This window comes from Aeoliella straminimaris, assembly GCF_024054565.1.
In the GTDB taxonomy this organism is placed as follows: domain Bacteria; phylum Planctomycetota; class Planctomycetia; order Pirellulales; family Lacipirellulaceae; genus Aeoliella; species Aeoliella straminimaris.
The window spans coordinates 64,494-91,177 of record NZ_JAMXLR010000095.1; the positions used below are offsets into that span (position 1 = coordinate 64,494).

25 protein-coding genes are annotated in these 26,684 nt (G+C 60.4%); 17 read left to right on the plus strand and 8 right to left on the minus strand.

Features of this window, described 5'->3' with window-relative positions:
- The first annotated feature begins 238 nt into the window (after window positions 1-238).
- Genes NG895_RS29270 through NG895_RS29285 form a run of 4 tightly spaced genes read left to right on the plus strand, consistent with a single transcriptional unit; the run spans window position 239 to window position 4,497 of the window.
- Entirely contained in the window at window positions 239-1,486 is a 1,248-nt protein-coding gene (locus NG895_RS29270) for a GNAT family N-acetyltransferase (protein ID WP_252856126.1), read from the plus strand.
- A gap of 35 nt (window positions 1,487-1,521) precedes the next feature.
- Entirely contained in the window at window positions 1,522-2,442 is a 921-nt protein-coding gene (locus NG895_RS29275) for a DMT family transporter (RefSeq protein ID WP_252856127.1), read from the plus strand.
- 43 nt (window positions 2,443-2,485) lie between these two features.
- Window positions 2,486-3,394, plus strand: coding sequence for an NTP transferase domain-containing protein (locus tag NG895_RS29280; RefSeq protein WP_252856128.1), 909 nt, complete (start codon window positions 2,486-2,488; stop codon window positions 3,392-3,394).
- An 11-nt stretch (window positions 3,395-3,405) separates the two neighbouring features.
- A complete protein-coding gene (locus NG895_RS29285; RefSeq protein ID WP_252856129.1) occupies window positions 3,406-4,497 on the plus strand; it encodes a phosphotransferase enzyme family protein in 1,092 nt (363 codons plus the stop codon).
- On the opposite strand, the gene NG895_RS29290 is transcribed toward NG895_RS29285, so the two are convergent.
- From NG895_RS29290 to NG895_RS29300, 3 genes are all read right to left on the minus strand, one after another.
- Window positions 4,422-4,934 (minus strand): YbaN family protein, encoded by a 513-nt coding sequence (locus NG895_RS29290; RefSeq protein WP_252856130.1) that lies wholly within the window; start codon window positions 4,932-4,934, stop codon window positions 4,422-4,424. The genes NG895_RS29285 and NG895_RS29290 overlap by 76 nt on opposite strands.
- Window positions 4,935-4,938: 4 nt before the next feature.
- Window positions 4,939-5,355, minus strand: coding sequence for a globin family protein (locus NG895_RS29295; protein WP_252856131.1), 417 nt, complete (start codon window positions 5,353-5,355; stop codon window positions 4,939-4,941).
- 279 nt (window positions 5,356-5,634) lie between these two features.
- Window positions 5,635-6,759, minus strand: coding sequence for a hypothetical protein (locus NG895_RS29300; RefSeq protein WP_252856132.1), 1,125 nt, complete (start codon window positions 6,757-6,759; stop codon window positions 5,635-5,637).
- 409 nt (window positions 6,760-7,168) lie between these two features.
- On the opposite strand from NG895_RS29300, the gene NG895_RS29305 reads away from it, so the two are divergent.
- The 9 genes from NG895_RS29305 (at window position 7,169) to ccoS (ending at window position 16,155) form a co-directional block, all read left to right on the plus strand.
- Entirely contained in the window at window positions 7,169-7,645 is a 477-nt protein-coding gene (locus NG895_RS29305) for an Rrf2 family transcriptional regulator (protein WP_252856133.1), read from the plus strand.
- A 39-nt stretch (window positions 7,646-7,684) separates the two neighbouring features.
- A complete protein-coding gene (gene ccoN, locus NG895_RS29310) occupies window positions 7,685-10,096 on the plus strand; it encodes a cytochrome-c oxidase, cbb3-type subunit I (RefSeq protein WP_252856134.1) in 2,412 nt (803 codons plus the stop codon).
- The gene (locus NG895_RS29315; RefSeq protein WP_252856135.1) at window positions 10,096-10,293 is read left to right on the plus strand and encodes a hypothetical protein; all 198 of its coding nucleotides are present in this window, start codon (window positions 10,096-10,098) and stop codon (window positions 10,291-10,293) included. Before ccoN ends, NG895_RS29315 begins: the two co-directional genes overlap by 1 nt.
- A 96-nt stretch (window positions 10,294-10,389) precedes the next feature.
- On the plus strand, window positions 10,390-11,091 hold the full coding sequence (locus NG895_RS29320; protein WP_252856136.1) for a cbb3-type cytochrome c oxidase N-terminal domain-containing protein: 702 nt from the start codon (window positions 10,390-10,392) through the stop codon (window positions 11,089-11,091).
- Between the two features lie 23 nt (window positions 11,092-11,114).
- The gene (gene ccoG, locus NG895_RS29325) at window positions 11,115-12,500 is read left to right on the plus strand and encodes a cytochrome c oxidase accessory protein CcoG (RefSeq protein ID WP_252856137.1); all 1,386 of its coding nucleotides are present in this window, start codon (window positions 11,115-11,117) and stop codon (window positions 12,498-12,500) included.
- 9 nt (window positions 12,501-12,509) lie between these two features.
- Window positions 12,510-12,704 (plus strand): hypothetical protein, encoded by a 195-nt coding sequence (locus tag NG895_RS29330; protein WP_252856138.1) that lies wholly within the window; start codon window positions 12,510-12,512, stop codon window positions 12,702-12,704.
- A 21-nt stretch (window positions 12,705-12,725) separates the two neighbouring features.
- A complete protein-coding gene (locus NG895_RS29335; protein WP_252856139.1) occupies window positions 12,726-13,511 on the plus strand; it encodes a sulfite exporter TauE/SafE family protein in 786 nt (261 codons plus the stop codon).
- Complete coding sequence (locus tag NG895_RS29340; RefSeq protein ID WP_252856140.1) at window positions 13,508-15,967, plus strand: heavy metal translocating P-type ATPase; 2,460 nt, start codon at window positions 13,508-13,510, stop codon at window positions 15,965-15,967. Before NG895_RS29335 ends, NG895_RS29340 begins: the two co-directional genes overlap by 4 nt.
- Window positions 15,964-16,155, plus strand: a complete 192-nt coding sequence (gene ccoS, locus NG895_RS29345) for a cbb3-type cytochrome oxidase assembly protein CcoS (protein WP_252856141.1) — start codon at window positions 15,964-15,966, stop codon at window positions 16,153-16,155. The genes NG895_RS29340 and ccoS overlap by 4 nt, the downstream gene beginning before the upstream one ends.
- Window positions 16,156-16,228: 73 nt before the next feature.
- Here the strand turns inward: ccoS and NG895_RS29350 are convergent, their stop codons facing one another.
- Together NG895_RS29350 and NG895_RS29355 are read right to left on the minus strand one after the other, a co-directional pair.
- A complete protein-coding gene (locus tag NG895_RS29350; RefSeq protein ID WP_252856142.1) occupies window positions 16,229-17,290 on the minus strand; it encodes a helix-turn-helix domain-containing protein in 1,062 nt (353 codons plus the stop codon).
- Window positions 17,291-18,129: 839 nt separating this feature from the next.
- Window positions 18,130-18,792, minus strand: coding sequence for a DUF4956 domain-containing protein (locus tag NG895_RS29355; RefSeq protein WP_252856143.1), 663 nt, complete (start codon window positions 18,790-18,792; stop codon window positions 18,130-18,132).
- Between the two features lie 291 nt (window positions 18,793-19,083).
- Between NG895_RS29355 and NG895_RS29360 the strand changes: the two genes are divergently transcribed.
- A complete protein-coding gene (locus NG895_RS29360) occupies window positions 19,084-19,506 on the plus strand; it encodes a transposase (RefSeq protein ID WP_252856144.1) in 423 nt (140 codons plus the stop codon).
- A 128-nt stretch (window positions 19,507-19,634) separates the two neighbouring features.
- Here the strand turns inward: NG895_RS29360 and NG895_RS29365 are convergent, their stop codons facing one another.
- Together NG895_RS29365 and NG895_RS29370 are read right to left on the minus strand one after the other, a co-directional pair.
- On the minus strand, window positions 19,635-20,504 hold the full coding sequence (locus NG895_RS29365) for a DUF1206 domain-containing protein (RefSeq protein WP_252856145.1): 870 nt from the start codon (window positions 20,502-20,504) through the stop codon (window positions 19,635-19,637).
- A 259-nt stretch (window positions 20,505-20,763) separates the two neighbouring features.
- A complete protein-coding gene (locus NG895_RS29370) occupies window positions 20,764-21,321 on the minus strand; it encodes a carboxymuconolactone decarboxylase family protein (RefSeq protein ID WP_252856146.1) in 558 nt (185 codons plus the stop codon).
- Window positions 21,322-21,824: 503 nt separating this feature from the next.
- Between NG895_RS29370 and NG895_RS29375 the strand changes: the two genes are divergently transcribed.
- A complete protein-coding gene (locus NG895_RS29375) occupies window positions 21,825-22,907 on the plus strand; it encodes a glycoside hydrolase family 43 protein (protein WP_252856147.1) in 1,083 nt (360 codons plus the stop codon).
- Window positions 22,908-22,982: 75 nt separating this feature from the next.
- On the opposite strand, the gene NG895_RS29380 is transcribed toward NG895_RS29375, so the two are convergent.
- A complete protein-coding gene (locus NG895_RS29380) occupies window positions 22,983-23,351 on the minus strand; it encodes a hypothetical protein (protein ID WP_252856148.1) in 369 nt (122 codons plus the stop codon).
- 717 nt (window positions 23,352-24,068) lie between these two features.
- Here NG895_RS29380 and NG895_RS29385 point away from each other — a divergent pair.
- Window positions 24,069-24,725, plus strand: a complete 657-nt coding sequence (locus NG895_RS29385) for a hypothetical protein (RefSeq protein WP_252856149.1) — start codon at window positions 24,069-24,071, stop codon at window positions 24,723-24,725.
- Between the two features lie 131 nt (window positions 24,726-24,856).
- Complete coding sequence (locus NG895_RS29390; RefSeq protein ID WP_252856150.1) at window positions 24,857-26,545, plus strand: GH39 family glycosyl hydrolase; 1,689 nt, start codon at window positions 24,857-24,859, stop codon at window positions 26,543-26,545.
- The last annotated feature ends 139 nt before the right edge of the window (window positions 26,546-26,684 follow it).

Here is a 26,684-nt window from a genome sequence, read left to right on the forward strand (position 1 = left end):
GATAGTAGGGGGCTTCGTGAATGTCAAACTCTCGCCGTACCATTGTATACTCTGGTCGCCAGACTTGCCGAGGCACATCGACGATTCAATAACTTTGCCGCGACGTTGGCCAGGGCCGGTTGAGCTTAAGTTGTGTGGGATCTGTTCCTGTGCGCAAAATCGAATTGCCTGAACGGTGAAACCTGGAATATCTTTGCCTGAATTGCTATATGTTTACCGTGTACGATAGACTGTCGCCGTGAAAAATGTCTCGATGCAACCGGTAACCGCTACGAACGAGCGATGGAACGTGCGCATCGAGGGCCGCGTATTCACGGGCACCGGCAAAGCGGTGGTGCGGGCAGTTGCCGAGCACGCTGGAATCGACAGCCTGGCGGTACTTGCTGATGTTGTCAGCTCTCTGCTTGTCGCGAAAGGAGCCGACTGGACCAGCGTGATCGCGAACGAGTATTTGGAGCTTTATGAGGACTCGCGCGGCACCTTTTCATTGGTGTGGGACGATGCGACTGGGCAGCTTGTCGCCCACGGTTCGGTGTTTCAGTCGGCTGCGTGCCCGTGGGCGGCGTTGCTCGCGCATATTCGGACGCGCGATGGGTTCAAAGGGCTGGGCCTCGGCACTTTGGTCACCGATCAGGTGACTCGGGCGGCACTCGCAGCAGGAGCCGGAATCGTCGTGCTGGCGACGGACGATAAGATTCACCGCGTCGATCAGGGAGAGCGGGCGGCGCACTCCATGTATTCGCGGATGGGATATGCCATCCTGGGGGAAACCCGGTTGGCTGACACCGTCGACTGGTTAATGGCCATCGACCCGACGCTGCAGACCGCTGCCGACCAGCACCGCACAGAGAACGACGGCCAGTTGGCCAAGGTCGACTCCGCGGAGATGGTCCGCTTGAAGGCGGATTTCGTCTCGTCGACGCGCGATCGTTTTACGGCTCCGACGGCAAACGCCACGATCAAGCCTGTGACGGCCGGCGACCTGGCTGGATTGTTTCTGCTGATGAATCTCTGCCCGGCGGATGACTTTCGGCTGAAACTTACTTCATGGCACGTGCATCATGGGCCGGAGCTCGAGCGGACGTTCATTGCCACGCTGCGGCAGGCGATCGTCGATCAGGATCGCCTGCAGGATGCTAGCCTGGTACTGCGTGATGCCGAGGGGCGAACGCTGGCCGTGTGTGCGGCGCAGCAAGTTGCGCCGTTCACTCGCCGGACCTACGGTATCGACTTCTATGCGCTGCCAGCCTTTGTGGCTAACAACGCTGATAGAATCCGACAGCTAGTGGAAGCGACCATCCACCGGGTGCGTCAATCGCCCCTGGTGGTGCGGCCCTGCGCGTTGTCGTTTATGGGCACGGACCCAGCGAAGGTGGAGTTGATGCAGTCACTGGGCTTTGCCGCAACAGGCCACGCCACGATGTACCATGATGCGGCCAGCGAAACGCCGACCAAGGCCGACGAATACCAGTTGGCGATTGATTGAATACGACAAGAATCAAGCGAAGGACTCGTTGAAGCATGCAAACCAATCGGCTGTGGCTCGTGTATGCCGTGATCACGATGGTGGCGTGGGGCCTGTGGGGCGCGATTATCAATCACCCCCAGGAGAACGGGTTCCCGGAGACACTTGGATACCTCGCGTGGTCGCTTACCATGCTTCCTCCCGCCGCCATTGCCTTGGCGATGGTGGGATGGAAGCTAGAGTACGATTCCCGGTCGCTGGTACTCGGGCTATCGGCGGGCTTGCTCGGCGCTGGTGGCCAGTTGCTGCTGTTTCAGACAGTGCCTAACATGGCGCCAGGTTACTTGGTGTTTCCATTCATCGCCCTGAGTCCGCTGGTGACCATTGTGTTGGCGGCGGTTGTATCGCGCGAGCGGGTGCATCTGCTGGGATGGATTGGGGTGGTACTGGCGATAGTTGCAGGCGTGCTGTTGAACCTGCAGGACAGCGGTGGCAATGTAGAGCGGCAAAGTGGCTGGGTGATTTTTGCGATCGGCGTGCTATTGGCCTGGGGCATTCAAGGCTACGTCATTTCATTTGCCAACAACACGATGAAGGCCGAGAGCATCTTTTTCTATATGGCCATTACGGCCGTGGCCCTGGCGCCCGTGGCGTGGTGGATGACCGACTCGCCGCAAGGTGCCAACTGGGGATTGAGTGGTTTCGGGCTGTCCGCGGCGATTGGATTCCTCAACTCGATTGGGGCGTTGCTGCTGGTCTACGCCTACCGCTACGGCAAAGCCATCATCGTATCGCCTCTGATTAACGCCGGTGCCCCGGTGATCACGGCACTGTTGTCATTGGTGCTGTTGACCACGTTGCCCAGTAATGCCGCAGCGGTGGGGATTGTGCTGGCCATCGTGGCGGCGATACTGATGGCCATTGAGGAAGAGGAAACCGAGAAGGAAGCAGAGCCCCCGGCGACGGAGTCGGCCTAGTTTTCTCCCGCCGTGCAACCGCCAACCCACGATCGCATCTCCTATGAGCACCGCCCCCACGCTAGTCATCATGGCCGCCGGCGCCGCCCGTCGATATGGCGGTTTGAAGCAGCTTGCCCCCGTGGGGCCAGATGGGCAGGCGATCATGGAATACTCGATCTACGATGCCGTGCGGGCTGGTTTTGGCAAAGTGGTGTTGGTGGTGCGGCGGGAGTTTGAATCCACCTTCTGCGAATCATTCGTCGACCGTGCACGAGGCCGGGTCGACATCGCCTTTGCCTTTCAGGAGCCCGATGCGTATGTGCCGGCCGGGTTGGAACTGCCTGAGCGTCCGAAGCCATGGGGCACGGCGCATGCCGTGTTGTGTGCTAAGCCGGAAGTGGCCGGCCCGATGGCGGTGATCAACGCCGATGACTTCTATGGTCCGAGCGCGCTGGCGGCGATTGGCGAGTTCCTGGGGGCGCTTGCGACGGACGATACCACGAGCGCGGCAATGGTGGGCTATTCGCTGAGCAACACACTGTCGGACCACGGCACTGTGAATCGCGGCGTGTGCGAAGTGAGTGACGCGGGGCAACTGCTGAATGTAGTGGAGCGTTTCGAGATTGGACGCGCCGGCGATGCTGCTCAGTTCCAGGATCCCGATCAAGGGGCACAGCCACTGCCGTTGGATACGGTGGTATCGATGAACCTATGGGGCTATCCGCCGGCGATGCTGGAGATGCTGGAGGAGCGTTTTGCGAACTTCCTGGCAGCGCAGCCCGATGCGTCGACTGAGTACGAGTTGCCGACCGTCACCAAGCAGTTGATGGCCGATGGCAAGTTGACCGTCCGCGTACTGCCAACCGACGAGCGATGGTGTGGAATGACTTATCAGGACGATCTGCCCATCGCGCAGGCTCGCTTGGACGAATTGGTAACCGCTGGTGTGTATCCCGAATTGCTGTGGTAGGGAGCGTGGATATGGACCTGCTGGCCAGCATTGCCAACCGGTTTCAGCTCGCCGGAACGGTGACCAGCGTCCAGGCTATCGAGTCGGGGCACATCAACGATACCTATTTGGTCGAGACCGACCGCCGCGAGCGGTACGTCCTGCAGCGAATCAACCACCAGGTGTTCTGTGATCCGCATGGTCTGATGCGAAACATCGTGCTTGTCACGCAACACTTGCAGAAGAAACTCGCTGCGTCTGGCGAGCCGGTTGGGCGCCGACGAGTGTTGAGCGTTATTGCCACAACGGATGGCGATTCCCTCGCCGAAACATCCGCGGGCGACTACTGGCGCATGTTGCCCTACATCGAGAATTCGCACACGGTGGGCGAAGAGGCCTCGCTCGAAGAGATCCGCCAGGCGGCCTGCGGCTTCGGAAGCTTCGTGGCCCACCTAGTAGACCTGCCAGCCACCCAGTTATGCGAGACGATTCCCCGTTTTCACCATGGGCCCAGCCGCTATGAAGCATTCCAACTGGCGGTGGCGGCCGATGTTGCTCAGCGAGTGGGTGGTTGTGAGCGGGAGATTGCCGTCATCCAGCAGCACGACGAGATGCTCACCAGTCCACAGCAGAAGATCGATACGGGCGAACTGCCTCTGCGGGTAACGCACAACGACGCCAAATGCAACAACATTCTGCTAGACAACGAGACGAACGTGGCGGTTTGCGTGATCGACCTCGATACCGTAATGCCGGGGCTGGCGATGTGGGACTTTGGCGACCTGGTGCGCACTAGTGCGTGCCGCGCTGCTGAGGACGAGGTGGACTTGTCGCTGGTGAAGGTCGAGCCCGATCGGCTGCAGCAGGCCGCGCGGGGGTACCTGGCTGGCTGCCAGGGGGTGCTTACCGAAGAAGAAGTCAACTCGCTCGCGGACGGTCCGGCTTACATGGCGTTAATCATGGCTACGCGGTTTCTGACCGACTATCTCGAGGGCGATACTTACTACAAGACCCTATACCCCCGGCACAACTTGGATCGGTGCCGAAATCAACTGGCGTTGCTCGCCGAGCTGCAGCAACTGCGGCCGACGTTGCAGCGAGTGTTTACCGACGCAGCAAAGTAGTCGTGGTTTGTCGCACTCTGCCGCCGCGTCGGAATGCGGTAGATCACCGTCAGTCCCACGGCCACCCCCAGCACGACACACGCCAATAGCGGCGCAGGCAGATTAGCCATACCAACCACCACGGCCATGGCGAGCAGCACCATCAGTACTGCCGCGATTTTCACGCGCAGGGATACGGCGCGGTGTTGCTGCCAGTCTCGCAGCAGCGGACCAAGAAGGCGGCTACGCATCAGTCGTTCGTTCAGCCGTGGCCAACTGCGGGCGAGCAGGTAGCTGGCAAGCAGCACAAATGGCGTGGTTGGCAAGCCGGGAACCACCACACCCACCAGGCCAAGCGTAAGCAGCATGAGCGCCAGTGAAACGTACAGCACGCGCCGCAAGCCACCCACGTGGTCGCCCGGGAGTGTGGTTGTCGGAAGTGGTGAGTTCGACGGCATCCGCTCACGCAGCCGGTTGGGCCGCGCTCTGAAGCATGATGCTCGCGACCTCGTCGTAGGCATCGGCCCAGGCATCGTTCAGTTCCGTCGTCCACCCGGGACCGGCAATCTGTGCCAGGCTCTTCAGCAGGGTTTGTCCCACAGCGGGATAGTGCTCTTCGCGAGTGCCGGAGTCCAGATGCCGTAGTCCAAGATTCTCGAGAGCTGGGACCAATGCCTCGGGCCGTCGCAGGTTCTCGACTACCAACTTGAGCGACGCGAGCAACTTCTTCCGCTGGCTGGCCATGTCCGAGTTGGCGAACATGGGCTGCACTTTTGGAAAGTCGCGGAAGAGGTGATCGTAGAACACCTCGGTCAACTCGTCGCCAGCGGGCGCGACGGCCGCAAAGCTAATTTCCAGTAGCTCGATATTGATTCTCATCGCAGCCCCTCTGAGTTAGCGAACGAATCCCACACGGCCAATCTTTCAACCGTAGGTCGCGCACCGGTGTTGGCAAACTACTTAACAGTCAATCGCTTGACCACGCCTGTGCGGGCGGCAAAAGTCCAGTCGGTTGGTATGCGTTCCAGTTAGACACAAAAAAAAGACACCGCCTCTCGAGTTCTACCGGCTGGAAGAACAGGTCGAGGCGGTGTCGAGCATAGTCCCGAGGAATGACTCTGCAGGTCGCATCCGGTGGGAGACTACCTGCATTGAGTGTTAGTAACGCAGGATCAAGTCGGCCGTCAGCCTGTTCTCCAGCACGTCGCGACGCTCGGTGAGAGGGTTTTCCCACGCCAGACCGATTTCTGTCAGGCGGTTGGGCTTGTACTTCACGCCGAAGGCACCAGTGACAATGTCGTTGCCTGCTACGCCCGTCGAACCAAAGTTGAACAGGTCGCCGCCAGAGACGCCGGGAATGCCACCGTTGCCGCTCTCGAGCCAGTGGTACCAGTTGAACTCGGCCAGGGCATAGAAGCCGTGGCCCAGGTGGTAGTCGACGTGGTTCGACCAATAAAGGCTCGTGGTTTCGGCTTCGTCGTCCGCCGGCAGGCGGAGGCCGAAGGCGCTCAAGTAGTGCCAGTCGCAGCACAGCTCGGTTCCCCCGGTGACGAACAGGTGGAACTCGCCGTCCCCATTGCCCTGCAGTGTTCGGGGGCTACCGACGGGCATCTCGTAAGCGAAACCAGTGGTCAGTAGGCTCTCGGTCTCGTAATCGCGAATCAGGTTGTACTTCAAGCCCAGCGACACGTCGGCCCAGCCGTCGCGAATCAGCGGGTTGCTCGAAACCGCATAGCCGTCCTTTGTGGCGATAAGCGACAGGCGATCGGTCAGGGCGGCGCGAATCTGTACCGCGTACAGTTGAATGTCACCACCTCCGGCAGCCTGCGGAACCTTGTGCTGGATGAAGATGCCACGCAGCTCGGTTAGCGTGCGGGGATCCTCGAAGTACACCGGATTGGTCATGGGACTGATCCAATCGTCGAAACCACAGGGCGTGGGGCAGAAGCACCCCAGCACCAGTTCGGGGAGGGCACAGCCACACGAATCGTAGCAGCCGCAGCCGCTCACGCCGCCGGTGCCGCAGCAATTTGTATTTCCGCAGCTCTCGTTGCACGAACCGCAGGCATAGCAACATTTTTCACAGAACTCGGCCGCTACCGAGTCTTGTCCCAGGATCTCCGTGGGCACGGGCTCCACTTCATCCTGTTGCATCGATTCGGTCAGGTTGGGCGAGTACTCGAAGTACCTCGCCAGCGAGTCCTCTCCCCTGGCAGAGGCAACCGCTGATGCCGCAATCAGCAGTGCACAACTGGCTGTTAAGCCATGGTGAAAGGTCTTCATGATAGTTCGATGTCCTTTCGAAGCAGTCTCAGTCTCTAATATACGAGGGGATCCCCGCCTGGTTGGTGGAGTCGTGGCATTCGGGCTTTTCGACTTCCGAGGCGTCATGAATTCAATGCAGTCACGCCGGCCCGTGCGATTTGCCAGACCGGTATGTCCGGCCCCAAAAATGGCGGAAAAAGTGTGCCAAGTCGCACATCAGGGGTGCTCACTAGGTCCAGTCGCCAATTGGGTGTTCAGGTGCGACATTTTGCCACATGAGAGATTCCCCTAGGATTCTAGTACTGTTTTGAGTTAGAACTTGTGCAAGCGAAGCGTGGCACACCAGTTGCCTTTGCAAAATAGACATGTGGGTACGTTTACCCTGTTGTAACAATCCGTTTCTATCCGAGACGAGAAAGGAACTCCCGTGTCTATTTCGCAAACCGCAGAGTACGCTCTGCGTGCCGTCATCCGCTTGGCTCAGCAAAGCGACGAAGCCCAGACCACTCAACAGCTTGCCGAGGCGACCTTGGTACCTCAGAGCTACTTGCCGAAGGTGTTGCAGCCATTGGCGCGTGCTGGAATTGTGGTGGCTCAGCGTGGGTCGCATGGTGGGTACAAGTTGCAGGCGGATCCGGCCATATTGAGCGTGCTGGATGTGGTCAACTGTGTCGATCCGGCTCGACGAGTCGAACGATGCATTGGACACGATACGGTGCCCGAGCACCGCTGTGGTCTGCACCATTTGCTGGACGACGTGGCCGCGGCAACGGAACGGCGCTATAGCGAGACGACGATCCAGAGTCTGCTCGAAGCCGAAAACCGGATGCCGCCGCTTTGTCCGGCTGCCAAGGTGGCTGCCGAGAGCAATGGTTCGAGCGCCGCGCCGTCGACGTTGAACTAAGCAACACGGAAAGCTAGAAGTTCCAACAACGGGAAAAACATGCAAGAAGCCACCGCCGGCCCTCACGGGGCGGACCGGTCTACTATCGGTCCGCTCGAGTCGTTTAGCTATGACGATGCCATCGTTCGAAAGTTTGTGACCGCAACGCTCGTGTGGGCCGTTGTTGGTTTTCTTGTAGGTATTATCCTGGCCGCCGAGCTGCCCATTCCATGGCTCAATGGTGGGTTGGAGTGGATTACGTTTGGTCGGCTGCGGCCACTGCATACGAATGCGGTGATTTTCGCGTTTGCCGGCAACGCCATTTTCGCCGCCATCTACTACTCCACCCAGCGGCTTTGCAAGGCGCGGATGTGGAACGACACGCTCAGCAACCTCCACTTCTGGGGGTGGCAACTGATCATCGTCAGTGCCGCGCTGACGTTGCCCTTCGGCATTACGCAGAGCAAGGAATACGCCGAACTCGAATGGCCCATCGATATTGCCATCGCCGTGGTGTGGGCAGGCTTTTTTGGTGTGAACTTCTTCATGACGCTCATCAAACGGCGCGAGCGTCACATGTATGTCGCCATTTGGTTCTACATCGCCACGATCATCACCGTGGCGATTCTTCATATCTTCAACAACATCTGGGTGCCGCTCGCGGCGATGGGCAGCCCCGGTTCCATGCTGGCCTGGTTCAAGAGCTATCCGGTATATGCCGGTGCTCAGGACGCGATGATGCAGTGGTGGTACGGGCACAATGCCGTGGCGTTTTTTCTGACTACGCCGTTCTTGGGGTTGATGTACTACTTCCTGCCCAAGGCGGCCAACCGGCCAGTGTTCTCGTACCGGCTGTCGATTTTGCACTTCTGGTCGCTGGTGTTCATCTACATTTGGGCCGGCCCGCACCACTTGCACTATTCTCCCACCGCCGAATGGGCCCAGACGTTGGGCATGGTGTTCTCCATCATGCTGTGGATGCCCAGTTGGGGCGGCATGATCAACGGCCTGCTCACGCTGCGTGGCGTGTGGCACAAGGTGCTGACCGATCCGATCCTGAAGTTCTTCGTCGTCGGCATCACGTTCTACGGCATGAGTACCTTCGAAGGGCCGCTGTTGTCGGTGAAGAGCGTCAACGCCTTGAGCCACTTCACCGACTGGACCATCGGCCATGTGCACGCCGGCGCACTGGGTTGGAACGGCTTCATGGCGTTCGGCATGATCTACTGGCTGGCGCCACGCCTGTACCAAACCAAGTTGCACAGTACGCAGCTGGCCAATATGCACTTCTATCTCGCCACCGTTGGCATCCTCTTGTACGTGGTGTCGATGTACGTTGCTGGAATCACCCAGGGCCTGATGTGGCGGGGTATCTCGCCCAACGGGCAGTTGCTCTGGCCCGATTTTGTGCAGACTACGCAGCAGATCGTCAACTTTTACTACATTCGATTGATTGGCGGCTTCTTCTACCTGGGTGGTACGCTTGTCGGTTGCTGGAACATCTACCTCACTTGGAAGAAGCGACCCGCCGTGTACGAGGTGCCGGTGTACGAGGCTCCTGCCTTGTCCGACCAGGCGTTTACTCCCGAGCAGCGTCCCGAGTCGCAGCTCGATGGCATTCTGGACGTTGGCAAGAAGATCGACGTCTGGAGTACGCTGTGGTGGCACCGCGTATGGGAGCGACTGCCGATCAAGTTCACGGTGATGACAACGCTTGCCGTGGTGCTGGCGTCGGTGCTCGAACTGGTGCCTACGTTCGTAGTGCGGTCGAACTTGCAGGGTGGCGTGCCTTACACGCCGCTCGAGCTTACGGGCCGCGACATCTACGTCGCCGAAGGCTGCTATAACTGCCACTCGCAGATGATCCGACCGATGGTTGCCGAGACGGCACGCTACGGGCCATACAGCACGCCAGAAGAATCGATGTACGACCGCCCCTTCCAGTGGGGGTCGCGACGCATTGGCCCCGACCTGGCTCGGGAAGGCGGCTTGCGAAGCAACGACTGGCACGTGCGGCACTTCCACGATCCGCAGGCCATGACCCCGGGCTCGATCATGCCTCGGTATCCCTGGCTGATGAAGAAGAAGATCGACTTCGAGTCGGTGCCACTCCGCGTGGCGGCGCAGATGTATTTGGACGTGCCTTATCCTCAGTACGAAGGGGACAATCGCAGCCAGGCAGCCGAAGACGCCAAGGCCCAGGCCAAAGCGATCGCGGCCGACTTTGTGTTGCAGAACCAACGCCAGTATCGGGACGACAAGGGAAACGAAATCGACTTGTCGGATCGCCAAGTGGTGGCCCTGATCGCATTCCTGCAGCGGCTGGGGGTCACCCCGGCGCCGGAGGCCGAGGATACCGGCACCCCCGCCACGCCTAGTGAAGGCGAGCAACCCGTGGCCGACGAGGACTCGCGTGACGAAAACTCCTCGGACAAAGTGGCGAGCACCGCCGGTGAGAAAGGGGCCTCCTGATGGAGTGGCTGCAAAATGACGCATCCATTCAGCTCCTGAAGAACATCGCCTTGGTGTTGTTTTTTAGTGTGTTCACCGGTGTGATCGTGTGGCTGCTGTTTCGCAAGAATAGCGACATTCGCCGCTGGTCCCGGCTGCCTTTGGACGACGAGCCCAAGCAGGACGACTCGCCATCCAAAGACGACAGCAGTTCCTGACCCCAGGCGGTGGGGCTCGATTTCGCGCCTTGCATCGCACTCACAGTTAGGGACCCCCCACTTCGTTTTACCGACTCTTAACCCTCACGAGTAACCATGTCCGACAATCCGATCGTTGGCTCCGAAGCGGAAGACGAACTGCTGTCGAGCCACAATTACGACGGCATTCAGGAATACGACAACCCGACCCCCGGTTGGTGGAACTGGTTGTTCATCGCCACTATTGCGTTTGCTCCCTTCTATATTTTGTGGTTCCACTCACCTACTGAACCGCACAACCTCGAGGCCCAGTACGATGCGGCGTATGCCGCCAACATGAAGCTGAAGTTCGGCGACATCCAAATGCAGCCAACGGAAGCTGAGCTCGTCAAATACATGCACGACGAGGAGTGGGTTGGCGTGGGTGCTGCCACGTTTGCCACGCACTGCAAGCAGTGCCATGGGGCCAAAGGAGAAGGAATCGTTGGATCGGGGCCCAACCTGACCGACGAACGGTATATCAATGTGAAGAAAATCGAGGACATCGCCAAAGTAATCCAGGAAGGCGCTAAAAATGGTGCCATGCCGGCCTGGGGCAACCGGTTACATCCCAACGAGGTGGTGCTAGCCGCAGCGTACGTGGCCTCGCTACGTGGGGAGAACCTGGATGGGAAACCGGCCGAAGGTGACGAGATTCCGCCATGGCCAGAACCTACTGAAGACGTAGAATCTAAGAGTGGTGAGAAGAGCGACGAGCAGCCAACAGCCGAAGGCGAAGAGGATTCGGACGACAACGCAGAACAGCCAGCCGACAAGTAACGGCGGCACCATCGAGGACCCCTTTGGAACTTCCCGTTCTCCAACCTGAAGAACGCGTCCTCACGACGCTCGAATCGGATGGCAGCCGGCACTGGCTCTACCCGAAGCTCGCCAAAGGGCGATTCTGGTGGTGGCGACGCGTCGTGGCCTATGCGTTGATCGCGATTTACGCGCTGCTGCCCTTCATCAAGATCGGAGGAAAACCAGCGGTACTGCTCGATTTTGCCTCTCGCAAGTTCATCTTCTTTGGCTTCACTTTTCTTCCCACCGACACGCTGCTGCTGGCCATCGCCATGGTGGCCTTCTTCCTGTTCATATTTTTCATCACCGCGGTCCTGGGACGCGTGTGGTGCGGTTGGGCGTGTCCGCAGACGGTGTACATGGAGTTCGTATTTCGGCCCATCGAGCGGCTGTTCACCGGCACCACGGGACGGGGTAACAAACCCAAGAAGAACGTCCCGGCTTGGCGAATCGCCTTGATGTACTTTGTGTTCTTCCTGATTTGCCTGCACCTGTCGAATGTGTTCCTGGCCTACTTCGTGGGGGTCGATAAACTGCACGAGTGGATTTGGAATAGCAATCCGTTTCAGCATCCGGCCGCGTTTGCCGTGGTGGCGGTTGTCACCGGTCTGATGATGTTCGACTTCTGCTACTGGCGGGAGCAACTCTGCATCATCGGTTGTCCGTATGGCCGATTTCAGTCGGTGTTGCTCGACACCTCGAGTTGCATCATCGGCTACGACGAACAACGCGGCGAACCGCGCGGCAAGGGACGCGATCGAGAAGCCAGAAACTTGGGCAGTTGTGTCGACTGCCATCTGTGCGTCGACGTTTGCCCCACCGGCATCGACATTCGCGATGGACTGCAGCTCGAGTGTATTGGCTGCGCACAGTGCATCGATGCCTGCGACGAGGTGATGGACAAGACCAATCAACCGCGCGGGCTGATTCGCTACAGTTCGCAGCAGGCGCTCGAAGGAAACCCCACCCGTGTTGTGCGGCCCCGCACGGTGGTCTACCTGGCCGCCATCACATTGCTGGCCACGCTGTTCGTCACGGTGTTGGTCAACAAATCGGCATTCGATGTCACGCTGCTCCGCGGGCTGGGCCAGCCGTTCAATCTTTCCGAGGCGGGCGACGACGTCGGCAACATCCTGCGCGTGCAAATCGTCAACCGCACAGATGAGCCGAGCACCTACCGCATCGAACTGATCGAGCCAAAGGAGGCTCGCATTTCTCACAGCGATGAGCTCCAATTGGTAGAGCCCGGCGAGACAGTCGAGCAGCCCGTGCACATCCATGCCCCCCGAGACGTGTTCCGCTCTGGCAAAGCCAACTTGAAGATTCGCGTCGTTGACCAGCAAGATCGGGCCGTGGAGGAGAATTTCTTCCTGCTCGGGCCCCTGTAGGAATCTGTCATGCAAGACGACACTCCCCCCGAACCGGGCTCCTTCGCACCTTACATCTGGCCTTTGATTGTGATCGGTCTGCTGCTTGGGCATGCCTTTCTGATGATGATTGCCCTGACGCTGGCCACGGCCGATCCACCGCAACTGGTCGAGGGCGCCCCCTACACCGGTGCGCCGAAAGCCGCCTCGAGCGATACTCCTTAATTCCGACTGTTATTCCCACCGATGATCCCACTCGTCACCACCGTGTTCGTCGCCAGCCTGTTTGGCTCGCTGCATTGCGCGGGCATGTGTGGACCCTTTGTGGCTTTCGCCCTGGGCCCGCCAGGCGAAGAGCATTCGCGGTGGAAGTTGCAGGCCGCCTACAATGGCGGGCGATTGGTCACGTACACCATTCTGGGGGCGGTGGCCGGCAGCGTTGGCGCGCTGGTCGACATGACCTCGGCCCTGGCCGGCTTGCAGCCGGTGGCCATGGCCCTGGCCGGCGGTTTGATGGTCGCCCTGGGCGTCACCGAATTGTTGCGTCACTTTGGTCATCGCATTGCCTCAATCAAACCGCCCAAGCTGCTGGTGACCACCGTGCAACGAGGGCAGCGGATGGCCCTCGCGCTGCAACCCACCCAACGAGCATTGGCCATTGGCTTGCTCACCACGCTGCTACCTTGCGGATGGTTGTACGCGTTCGCCCTGACCGCCGCCGGCACGGGTGATCCACTCGCCGGCGCGGTGGTGATGGCTGTGTTTTGGGTCGGTACGCTGCCGGTGCTGGTTTCGCTGGGCGCCGGTATCCAGGCGGCCCTTGGCGTGCTCGGCAAGCGACTGCCAGTGGTGTGCGCCGTCGCCCTGATCGCGGTGGGGCTGGCCACCTTGGGTGGACGCCTGCGACTCGAGCCCGCCGCCATGGCCCAGACGTTGGAATACAAGCGCAACGCGTCGCAGGCCGATGTGCCTAATCCGAACGAACTCCCTCCCTGTTGCCGACCGCAGGTCGAACAAGGAGACACCCCGTGAACCGCGCGGCAGTCGAAGGCAAGTCGACTTCTACTGCCGTCGCCTGCGACCACTGTGGCCTGCCGGTGCCAAAGGGGCTCGTTGACCCCGCGGCCGACGAGCAGTTCTGCTGCCACGGTTGTCGCACCGTCTATCAACTGCTGCGCGACGCCTCGCTCGACGACTTCTACCGCGTTCGCCAGGCCACCGGGGGCGATGCACAGCCCGTGCGGACCACCGGCAAACGCTACGAAGCGTTCGACTCGCCGGAGTTCCAGGCTGAGCATTGTCGTGGCATTGCGGGTGGTCATCTCTCGATCGACTTGCGGCTCGAAGGCGTGCATTGTGCGGCCTGTCTGTGGTTGGTGGAACGGCTTCCTCAACTGCTGCCCGGCGTATCGTCGACACGGCTGCAGCTTCGCGACGCCGTGGCCCGGGTAACCTGGAACCCTGCCGAAGTGCAGCTCTCCAGCATTGCCGCGATGCTCGACCGACTGGGCTATCCGCCACACCTCGCCCGTCACACCACGGCCAGCGAAGTGCACCGCCGGGCCGAACGGACGCAGCTTATCCGACTCGGGGTGGCTGGCGCCTGTGCGGGCAACACGATGCTGTTGGCCATTGCCCTGTACGCCGGCGACTTCGCCGGCATCGAGGCCGAGTTCGCCAACCTGTTTCGCTATATTAGTGCCGGCATCGGCATTATCTCGCTGGTCTGGCCGGGTAGCGTTTTCTTCCGCGGCGCCATCAACGCCCTTCGCGCCCGCTCGGCCACGCTCGACGTCCCCATTGCCCTGGCCTTGGCGGCGGGCGGCATCGCCGGGTTGTGGAACGTGGTCCGTGGCACCGGCGAGATCTACTTCGACTCGCTCAGCGTGTTGGTGTTCCTCCTGTTGGTTGGTCGGTGGTTCCAGGCTCGTCAGCAACGCTGGGCAGATGAGACCGTGGGGCTGCTGAACTCTTTCACGCCGAGCACGTGTCATGTAGTTCGCGACGACATCGTAGTCGAAACCACCATCGACTCGCTCGCCACAGGCGATGCGGTCGAAGTGCTCTCCGGCGATCTGGTGCCAGCCGATGGCACCGTGATCTCGGGCAGCTCGACACTCAACCGCAGTCTGCTCACCGGCGAATCGCAACCCGAACCGGTTGTCGTCGGCGACGCCGTGTTTGCCGGCACGCAGAACATGGGCAGCGTGCTCCGGGTGCGCGTCGACGTGGTTGGCGACCAGACCCGAGTTGGCCGGCTCATGGAGCTGGTCACCGAAGGCGTTCGCGAGAAGCCGCCCATCGTCCAACTCGCCGACCGCGCCGCTGGGTGGTTCGTCGTGGTGGTGCTCGCACTGGCATTTGGCACGTTTGCCTGGTGGACGGCCACGGCCACGCTCTCCGAGGCCGTGCAGCACACCATTGCTTTGTTGATCGTTGCTTGCCCCTGTGCACTCGGTTTGGCGACCCCGCTTACCATGGCAGTGGCCATCGGCCTGGCCGCTCGGCAGCACGTGTTGATCAAAAACGCCACGGCGCTCGAGACCCTGGCCGGTACCGGACGCATGCTGCTCGACAAGACCGGCACCATCACCCGCGGCCGGCCGACGCTCGTTGAGTGGATGGGCCCCGCCTGGCTGCAGGGCGTGGTGGCCTACGCCGAGTCCCGCTCCACGCACCCCGTCGCCCGTGCACTGGTCGAAACCTATGGCGACCACACGATCGACGACCCCGCGAACGTCCCCCAGAACATCGAAGAGCAACATGGCAGCGGGCTCCGCGCACTGGTGGCCGGCGTCGAGTTGCTCGTTGGCTCAGCCCGTTTCCTCGAATCCTCACAGGTGATCATCTCCGATTCGCAACTCGAACAGATTGGTTGTTTCGAACAGACCGGACTCACCACCATTGGCGTGGCGCTCGACGGTCGACTCGAAGCCGTGGCCGCGCTGGGCGACCAACTGCACTCCGATGCCCGAGTCGCCGTCGAGCAGCTTACCGCCAGTGGTTGGAATTTGCGGATCGTCTCGGGCGACGCGGAGGCCGTGGTCGAGTCGGTGGCCCACCAGGTGGGACTCGCCAGCGAAGCCACCAGTGCCGAGGTCTCGCCCGAGGACAAGCTGGCTCTGGTTACCGATCGCAGCGACACCACCGTGATGATCGGCGACGGCGTGAACGACGCCGCGGCTCTCGCCGCTGCGGATGTTGGTATCGCCGTGGAAGGTGGCGCGGAGGCCTCGCTCGCGGCTGCCGATATTTATGTCGCCGCGCCGGGGCTGATGCCAATTGTCGAGTTGGTCGACCTCGCTCGCCGCACGCGCCGCACCGTGCGCCGCAACTTGTGCATCGCCCTGGCGTATAATGCGATCGCCGTGTCGCTGGCCGCTGCCGGTTGGATCTCGCCGCTCGTGGCGGCGATCCTGATGCCCATCAGCTCGGCCACCGTCATCACCAGCGCCATGAGCATCCACCTCCGCGGAGAGTCCCGATGAGCATGCTCTACATCATGGTGCCGGTCACCCTGGCGCTCGCCATCACGGCCCTCATCGCCTACATCTGGGCGGTCCGCAATGGTCAATTCGACGACCCCGAAAGCCAGGCCTACCGCATGCTGTTCGAAGACGAGCCCGTACGGCGCAACCCCCCCGACCACGACTCGTCGCCCGACGAAACCCCGTAGCCACCGTCGCCAGACGGTGGCCCCCACCATCAACGTCAACAGGAGGAATCTCACGGACCGCGTGGCGGGCCGGCTATTTCAGCTCGCTGGTTTTGGGACAACTTCCGGGATCTAGATTCGTGGGCCCAAAACTCCCTGGCCCTTTCGTCGGCGACGGCTGGCAAACCGCTGCTTTTTCCGACGTTTGTAACGACTCCGAAGAGTTTGTCCCCCCGCGTTGTTCCCCGCATGGTTCAGAGGCCGATGCAGAGGCTGACTCAGCGCGTTGTTTCCTGATCACCCCAATCAAGTCGTCGCGAAATTTCTGCAGCGCCTCCCAATCGACCACCGGGCCGGGCGCTGGCCGCTTGCCGTACCGCGCCGGGTTGAGCTTCTCCAGATTCCTGGCCGACTGCTGCCATGTCTGCCCGCGCGGCGGAACCCACTTCGGCGGCACCACTGGCCCGTCCATCGGCGGCAACGTCTCCGGCATAGTCTCAGGCGGTGCAACGGGAGGATCGGTTGCGGCATCCTTGGAAGCATCGCTGGAAGAGGCGCCGGAAGCGTCGTTTGAAGAGGCATGGGCGGAGTCAGCCGCGGCATCGCTGGTGGCAAAATCGCTGGTCTTTTCACCAGGCGCATAATCGCGCGGCCACCACGCAGGTTCGTAGGGCGGCAGGGTGTCGTCCGGCTTCGCAGCCAGCTCCGGCACCAGGTTCACGAACGCCTGGTCGATCTTCCGCCCAAGATACGCCTCATCCTCCCGAAACACGGCCGCACAGAGCACCGCATCTTTCACCTGCCCAGCGAGTTTGACCAGTTCCACACGAGTCAAAGTGACTTTGTCGGCCGAGTTGGCCGCATCTCGTCTGGCTTGCCGCTCGAGCCGCCGTTTCTCTTGCCGATCGAGCAACCACGCCGCCGCCCGCCAATGCGTGTCCGCCTTCCGCTGGATGGCTTGCAGTGGCTTGAGCTGCACCGCCATCTCCGCCCTCCGCACGCGGAGGTCGAAATCTTCGTCAACCGTGCGCTCCCGCTTGATCGTCTTCCGATCGCAATCGACGTAGCGAGCAATGCTCGCCATGCTCATCCCGGCCGATAACAGCGCGGTAATCTCGCCTTTTTTCACATCGTCCAACACCCGTGGTCGTGCCATTTTTCGGTTCTCCAGCTCTCGAGGGAAATAAACATGCGTACAGTACTCACCGCATCCCCGTTATACCCCGCCGAGTGTAAAAAAATGAGCACAAACCAAGCAGAAACGCCCAGTTTTCACGTGGATATCCCTCGTTCCCACGCTCCGCGTGGGAACACCTGTCCGACCGCTCCGCGGTCATTCATTCCCCGCACCGTAGGCCGTAACAAGCCCCGCGCAGTTACGGCACATCTGCTGAGAGCATGGAGACAAGGCCCGCCAATCAACGCCAATAGAAGAAACGGGTAGCACGGACAGCCTGCCGGAGTCGATCCTACCACTCGCCAAGCTCTCCACGGCAGGTTGTCCGTGTGCGGAGCACAGGAGGCCGAAACCGCATCGACGTGGTGTGTATACCTCTTGTCGCCGGCGACACCGACAATCGGTCGAACTAGCGTGCTGGATGTAGCAATGCCCCTTCCAACCGACTGTCGGTGCTACCCAAAGTTGTGAGAACAGAAGACAGCAGAGAGCACAGAGACATCGCCCGCGAATCCACGCAGTTCGACGCGAATAGCGGAAGCGAAATGGTAGATCATTCCCCGAAGGGGAAACCTATCGTAGGTAAAGGGCAAACGCCGGCGCCGCGTTTCGCTCAAGAAATGGCGAGCCAGGTGCCGCCGTGGATAGACTGCCGACGGGTTGACCCACTCGTTCCCACGCAGAGCGTGGGAACGAGAAGTAATGGCAACACGCCACGGGCCGGCAACGTAGAATTGTCAGTCGATGAACTGCTTCGGAATGACGCGGACGCAGCGGGAACTGCTGACGCCAACCGGCCCACCAATGATGAAAGCGATTCAATCTTCCCCTTCGTAAGACACGCCCAGGCGGACCGTGGAGGTGGTGAGGTCGATCTCGCCGATCTGCACCTCCGTTACTTGCAGGCCGGTGCGTTGTTTCAGGTCCGCGATCAACTCGTCACGGCGATCCGGCGCAAGTAGCTGCAGGTTGTCGTACACCAGTGTCTGTTTGGGAGGCTTGCGCGGTTTCGGCGGCGGTGGTGGTGCGGTGGCCAGCGCGCGGTTGACCACGTACTCTTTGCAAAACACGACTAAGCACAGCGTGCAGTTGACCGCCAGCAGTTCGAGATAGCTGGTCTTCTTGTTCGTCAACGCGTTGACAATGGCGATCCCAATGACCACGAACAAGTAGGTCATCTCCTTGGTGCGGATCGTGTCGGTGCGATAGCGGAGGACGCCGAAGATCGCGAACAGGCCGATGGCCATCCCCAGACCAATGTCCAGCTTCTTGAGTGTGAAGCAAATGAAGAACACGGTGATATTCAGCAGCACTGCGGTGAAGGCAAACTCGGGACTCGAACCGCTGCTCCGCTTCAGTCCAAACTGCACCACCAGTGACATGAACAACAGGTTGTGCAAGAAACGCACACCAAGCTTTAGCAGATCGTCGTCATAGAGAGGTGCGTCGTAGAAGTACTCGAGCATGTCAGGGGCACGCAAGCACACGGTTCGGCGCCGGTACAGGAGCTCGCGGCACAGCCGCCAGCATCATCCTTACCGGCAATTGTCAGTGAATAGGTGAGTGGTGCGATAGCCGGCTCCCGGCAAATTCGCGTAGAGCGGCCACCGCCGCACGAGGTCTATTATAGCTGGCGATCTGCCTCCTGTCTCGCCTTGGCATAAGGTCGTAGGCCTGCGGTCGCTACTGGACAAATGGCCTCGGGGACGGAGGTTCGCAGCTGCCACGCGAATTAAATTAACGGGGACATTCTACTTATTGGACAAAGTAGAATGTCCCCTTTAACTCTTCATCTCGTGCTCGCACTCGTGCATGACCGCGGCCCCAGCCCCGACGTGCGTCACTTCCGTCGGGCGCTTGATCAAGCCCATCAACGGCTGAACTTGACGACGCTGCTGGCTGATGCCGGGTACGACAGCGAGGCGTCGCATGTGTACGCCCGCGAGCGGTGCGGGGTGCGATCACTCATCCCCGCCAAGATCGGTCGAGCGACCAGCAAGCCGCCCCGCGGCCGCTACCGACGGCTGATGAAGAGCCGGATTCACAACACCCGCTACAATCAACGCGTGCAGGTCGAGACGACCATCAGCATGCTCAAACGCTTGCTCGGCTCCGCCCTCAGGGCGAGGAAACACTCACAGCAACGAAGAGAAGCCTCCCTCAAGGCGATCACCCTCAACATCATGATCCTGTAACGCACGGTGGTTCCATACAGAGCCGAATGTCCCCTTTAACTCTTGCAAATTCAACGACCAATCCAAGGTGCATCACGGTCATTACTGCGCGCCGTTCATCCCGCACAGCGACTGTAACGACCACCTACTCAAGTCGCAAAGCTGCGGTAGCGGGCCTGGACGAAGCAGAAGATGCCGTAGCAGGCCAGGCCGAGGGCGACGGCCAGCAGGACCCACATGCCGTACGGCTGGCTGGCGAGTACGTCGAGCGCTTCGCCGGTGCCTTTGATCTTGTTGGGGTCGAGCGACATCGCGGCGATGATCACAAACACGCCGATCACGCCGAAGGTCACTCCGCGCGCCGGCAGGCCGATGCGGCCGGAGTAGCGAGCCACCTTTTGTTCGGTTTCGCTCATTTGAGCAGAGTTGTATTTGTCGGTGAACTTGTCGGTGGCCCCTTTATAGATCAGATACAGGCCATAGCCGATGATCGTTGCCCCCACGGCAGCGACAATCCACTCGCCACCGGTGAGCGACATTACCCAGGCGGCCGCGCTCTGTTTCGAGTCGCCACCGCTGCCCGACTGCGGCGACGAGGCCGAGAACGGCGCGGCCTTCCAGGCCAACGCGCCGTAAATCACGGCACTCACGACGTAACCCACGCGCTTGAGGGTGCTGGTGTGGCTGCTGTAGTTCTCGCCGTTGTAGAAGGCCTCGACCAGTCGCCAGATGGAGTAGGCCGCCAGTCCGATCGCCACGACCCATAGCAGGATGTAGCCGAACGGTTGTTGGCCGAGGGTCTGGATGGCACCCTCCGAGCCGGTGGTCTGACCACTGGCGCCCCATGCGGCGGCCGCTGCCAATCCGCCCACCACCAGATACACCAGCCCTTTGGTCGCGTAGCCGAGGCGGCCGCAGATCTCGAAAGCGCTACTCGAACCAGCATCGACAGAGGCCGTCGCGCTCTGGATGCGGTGGACGGCTTCTTGGCGGACGTTGCCGGGAGAGTTGGCGGACATATCGGGGTACCTTTGTCGATGTGGGTTGGGGAGTTTTTGGAAACGGTACTCCCATACATCGCAAAAGGCGTGCCAGGGGCCGAGCGAGCCATTCGCTGCAAGTGGGCGCTTAGCGGTGGAGACACTGCGTCGCGCAGTACCAATGCCTGGTGCTCCGGCGATCATCTTGGTGGCTGGCGACACGTCCGCCGCGCGGCACGTGAATGCACACGCGAGCGCTACGACGGGCTGCAAAGATCACGGACGTAATGCAGCTCGGTTACGTCTCGCGGGCCGCGGCGAACATGGCGTCGGGCTCCAGCAGCGTGGAATCGGCGATGATGGTGGTGTACACCGCCAGGGCCGAGGTAGCGATCACCTCGAGGATTTGCGCTTGGCTGAGATTCTGTTGCCGCAGATAACCAAAGTCGTCCTCGGTCAGTTCCTCGGGCGCCGCGGCGCATTTGATCGCGAACAGCAACACTTCGTGCACGGCCTCGGGCAGCTCGCCATTCAAACCGTGACGCACGGCCTCGATGGTCTCGTCGTCGATGCCGAGCATGCGACAGGCGGCAGCATGCGCTTCGGTGCAATATGCGCACTCGCGGTCGGCGGCCACGGCCAGGAAGATGAGTTCCTTGGTCGTGCGGGGTAGCTCGCCTTCGAGCATCAAGTGCTCGATCAAACAGGCGGTACCGGCCGCCAGCGGCGGCGATCCCCCCAGTGTGGTGATGAACGATGGGATCTCCGGGAACCCCATCTTCAGGCTGAAGTTGCGATAGACCTTGTGAACGTCGGGAGAGGCCTCCCTAGCGGGGACCTTCAGGAAGCGAGGCATGTCTAGGCTCCTTGGGCAGCGGAGGAGAGACGGCCGAGATACAACCAGATGAGTCACCCTCAATTCTAGATGAACGCCGACCGCGTGTCCAACAAAGCCGCGCAATTCTGAGTGGTTACTTCGGGGGGGAGTCGAAAGGAGGCTGCGCTTACGGGGCGTTTTTCACCTTGCGGTATTCTTCGCCGACGCACGTGAATGGTTGCGGACTCTGACAGAGGTCGCCGCTCGACACATCCGCAGGGGGCGTCGCCGCAAGCGCCGGCCTGCTTCGACGCGGTGGTCACCGCAAGATCGATCGGGCTATCCAACGATCCATGTTGAGTCGAGTCACCATAACCAGCAGCAGTTCGATTGCGATGTTCTCACGAAGAGTAGTTTATCTTATGGGAGGAGCCCACTGTTCCCGACTTGGCGGCTGTGGTAAACCGCCTTAAGGCATCCGCTGGTCGTTACCACAGATCGCTGAGACTTCATCACTTCCGACTATCCATCCGCCAAAAACTATGGTGTTTCCAAGCAACCAAAGTGCGTGTGCTCAACCGCCGGCTGGGCGGGTCCGCAGTTCCCTATCAGTGGCGGTGGGCGTGATCCTGGGGGCTGTTGTGTACTGCTCCGGCAACAATGCAAATGCACAACAACCCGATCCGCCGGGGCAAAGCGAACCGGGTGAGACGCCCCAGCATGAGGCGTATCTGTTCGCCCACATGACTCACCGAGATTACGGCCGGCTGTACTACAGCGTGAGTCGAGACGGTTTGCACTGGAAGCAGCTGGGAGGTGGCAAACGCGTCTTTGACGAGTACAAAGGTCACCCCAGTATTGTCTTGGGACATGACGGGCGCTACTACCTGGTGGGTAACCGGAGCGACGCGGCCGAGACCATCCACTTTTGGGTATCGGACGATTTGATTCACTGGGAGAAGCACAGCGATTTCACACCCGACATTCACAGCATCCCCGACTATCCGGAAGCATTGCAGCGGATTGGGGCCCCCAAGCTGTTCTATGATTCTGCGAGTCGGCAGTACGTACTCACCTGGCACACGCCTCATGTGGTTGCCCCGCAGGACGATCCGGAAGCCTATTGGGCAAGTCAGCGCACCATCTACGTCACCTCCGCCGACTTGAAGCAGTTCTCGGCGCCAGCCAAGCTGTTCGACTGGAACTTTGCCACCATCGACGTCGTTTTGCAGCGCGATGGCGATGCCTACTACGCGATTCTGAAGGACGAGACTTACCCCACGCTCGATTGGGTCACTGGCAAGACGATTCGTATCGCCAAGTCCGCCAACCTGCTGGGACCTTACGCGGAGCCTGGCCCCCCGCTCAGCCCGAATTTTCGTGAGGCTCCCAATCTGATTCCGTCACCTAACGGAACTTGCTGGTACCTCTATTACGAACAGTATCCTGGTGTCAGCTACGGTCTGTCCGTATCCGATTCGTTGGATGGCAAGTGGTTCCATATCTCAGGGAACACCAACTTCGCCGATTGGGACAAGTACCGCATGCCGGCCAAGGTTCGCCATGGTTGCATGTTGGTGATTTCCAAACAGCAGTACGATGCGCTGTGTGACAGCTTTCCTTGATGGGCGGGAGAGAGTTCGCGACCGCCATGGATGCTCGACACCCGCGCGTCGCCTGATGCTGTGGGAGCTTGCTGTTCAGCTCGAACCCTGCTTTCGGAGGAGGACTGCCAAGCAAACTGCGTTGATACCGAAGACGATGGTAACAGCAAGGGCCACCGGAGTCAGATACTTGAAGGCCTCGTATCCCAGGTCATCCGGGATCCTTGTCCACGGCCCCGCAAACCGGCCGTTATCGTAGGTCTGGACCGCCTCGCGATTGATTAGCCCGTTCAAATCGTACTCTCTGTAGATGCTCACAATCGTAACACTTCCGAAGCCTACAGCCACGGAGGTGGCAGGAATCGTTCCCAGTGCAGCAATCACGTTCAGTACCAACAGGAACCAGAGTGACGTGTTTGGCGATGATTGGGGGCTCGCCTGCTGGTTGATTGCTGTATCGGCCATCTGCTCTTATCCTGTTGGACCATGCTCGGGTAATTGCTGGTCAGAGGAATTGCCCTTAGCTTGAGGTGCCGCGAGGTGTTACCACCCCACGTCGGGCAGGTCCCGCTGGCAGCTATCACTGTTCTGAACGCGACTGGCCTCGCCAGGGCGCTCAATGACTATAGATTAAGGCCCTCTGAGTCCTCGCGAAAATGGGCCCGGCTCAATGCAGTGATTGGCAGACCTTCCAACAAAGGTGCTGCCGTAACACGGGGCTTTTGGGAGTTGTTGGCGAGCGGTAACGGAGGTGGGGGGGCACACACTGCGAACGTGTTTTTGCCAAACCTTCATAGCGCCCCGTCGTGGTAGCCCAACATGTGGCGGCGATGGTACACTGGGTGGCATCATGAAAGTGACTTCGCGTCGGAGAAAGTGGTTCGTCGCCGCGAGTGCGTCTCTGCTTGCGTGTGTGGTGTTTGATTTCTCACCCAGTTGCGGAGGGCCTCACTTTCGCTATACAGGCAGTGAAGCCGCGTACTTCGTCTGGAATCTTAGTTGGCCATCGGCTTAATTTAGTTATGACTCTCGCAGTGGACTCCATGTCGAGACGGAAGCCTATTTGCTGCTGCCGCTTCAGGTGCTGGTGTTACTCTGCGGATGGGTACCTTGGCTTCGACTTTAGCGGCGGTGTATGAGTGCTCCGCAGCAGACTCGTACAACTTCAAGTGGATCGGCCCCATGAAGATTCCAGCAGCACTCTACGGCGACGAAGCTTCGGTCCAGCAGTTTGCTCGCCGGTTCGTGAAGCGACTCTACCAGGGAGGAGATCCTCAGCAGCTGTTCTCTGAGCTCTCGTACGTCGAATGGGAGGATCACCCAGCCGAGATCCTGATCGCGAATGGAACAAATCCCGAGAATCGGGTTTTGGAACCCGACCGGCAGGTCTGGCGGACGCATGCCATTGGCGAGGCTTTCAAAAGTCAGATTTGGGAGCTGATGTGTGCGTGCCCGACGTTCGAGGACCGGATCGAACGTACTGACAACATTCTGCTTGAGGGCCTGGAGAGTCTCTGGTTTGTCGTGGCCACGTTCAATCACGATTGGGACGATCAGCGATTCTTCAGTTGCCGAAACAATCTGCTTAACGATGTGATAGACGAAGCCTACTTCCGAGAATATCTGCCTCACATTTGCCCGGTGCAGAAGTACGTGCCCCACTTTGTCCATTGGGGACTCTTTAGTCTGTTCAGAGAGGATGCGCCGCACATGTGGGCCGACCGCATCTTGGCTCTTGTCTATTCGACAGGCCGATGCGAGTTGTTCGGAGTCGACATGATTGCCCACGATGGAGACCTCTGCGCCGCCCTGGAAGCCGTGGGAGTCTATGTTCCGTAGGCGGCTCGCACCGCCAAGCGTGCAACCGCGGCGGGTTTCGTCTAAACTGTCCAGTGCCACGGCGCGGTGGTGCTTGTCACAGTGGTCTTTTCATTCAGCCCCATCCTTAGGCGGGGGCGACGGGAGTATCTATGAATCTGCTTCGAATTGTCCTCTGCGGAATGCTGGTTGGTGGTGCGATCCAGGTGGCGGCCGACGATGAGCCGCTGGAGGTGGCGATCACGGTCGATGCTAGCCAAACCACCGGCAAACTCAAACCGATCTGGCGGTTCTTCGGCGCCGACGAGCCGAACTACGTCTACATGAAGGACGGACGCTCGTTAACCAAGCGGTTGGGCGAACTGCGGCCCGGCGACGTATACTTTCGAGCCCACAACCTGCTGACCAGCGGCGACGGGACTCCCGCGCTCAAGTGGGGAAGCTCGAACGCTTACACCGAGGATCAGCAAGGCAATCCGGTTTACGACTGGACCGTCGTCGATCGCATCTTCGACACGCAGATCGAGCGGGGTGTGCGGCCCTACGTGCAGGTCGGCTTCATGCCCAAGGCCCTCTCGACCAAACCCGATCCGTATCAGCACAAGTGGCGGCCCGGGTTCGCCTACGACCGCATCATGACGGGTTGGCGTTACCCGCCGAAGGACTACGACCGCTGGGGCGAGCTGGTGTACCAGTGGGCGCTGCACTGCAAGGAGCGTTACGGCGAGCAGGAGGTCCTCAAGTGGTACTGGCAGACCTGGAACGAGGCCAACATCCTGCCCCACGGTTATTGGGGCGGCACCCGCGAAGAGTTCCTCAAGCTGCACGACTACACGATCGCTGCCATTCGCCGGGCGATCCCCGACGCTCGCGTGGGTGGCGCCGACACCGCCGGCGACGGGGGCGACTTCACCCGGGCATTCCTCGAGCATTGCTTGCGGGGCAAGAACTATGCAACGGGGGAGAAAGGTACGCCGATTGATTTTGTGTCGTTCCATGCCAAGGGATCGCCGCGGTGGGAGGGCGACCACATTCGCATGGGCATTGCAAACCAACTGGCCACCGTCGATCGCGGGTTTGGCATCGTGGCCGAGTTTCCTGAACTCAAGGACACGCCCATCGTCATCGGCGAGTCGGATCCCGAAGGCTGCGCGGCGTGCCAGGGGCCGATGTTCAGTTACCGCAACGGTACCGTGTACTCCAGCTACACGGCCGCCAGCTTCGCCCGCAAGCCGGACATTGCCGCCAAACACGGAGTGAACCTCGAAGGCGCGCTCACCTGGGCGTTTGAGTTCGAGAACCAGCCCTACTTCGCCGGTTTTCGTCAACTCGCCTCGAATGGTATTCCGCTGGCGGTGTTCAACGTGTTCCGCATGATGAGCGAGATGGGTCCCGAGCGGCTAGCGGCCGAGAGTTCGCAGCAAGTGGCGCTCGACGACATCATCCGCCATGGCGTACGCGGCTCGGCCGACGTCGGCGTGCTGGCCAGTCGCAACGAGCAACGCATCACCATCCTGGTATGGCACTACCACGACGACGATGTCGCAGGCCCTGCGGCCGAGGTAACGCTCGCCATCGAGAACCTGCCAGACGAGTGGCAGGACGCCAAGGTGAAGCACAAACGCGTCGATGAGTTCCACAGTAACCCGTACGACGAGTGGAAACGCATGGGCTCGCCCGGCGCCCCGAACGAGCGGCAGTACCGCCAGCTGATGAAAAGCTCGGAACTGGCGACCTACTCGGGCGAGACCAGCCATGAGTTCGCCGATGGAACGGCCAAGCTCACGTTCGAACTCCCCCGGCAGGGTGTGTCGCTTGTGGAGTTGTCGACGAATAAATGAAGCGATTCCGCGCAGCGAATGCGGGCGAATCCAGCATTCTTGAATTCTGACCGAAGTCTTGGTTTCGCGACTGAAGAAGCGATTCGGAGAACTTCGAGTTGCGCAGTCGGTGGATGATTGTGCGCCAATCTGGAGCTCG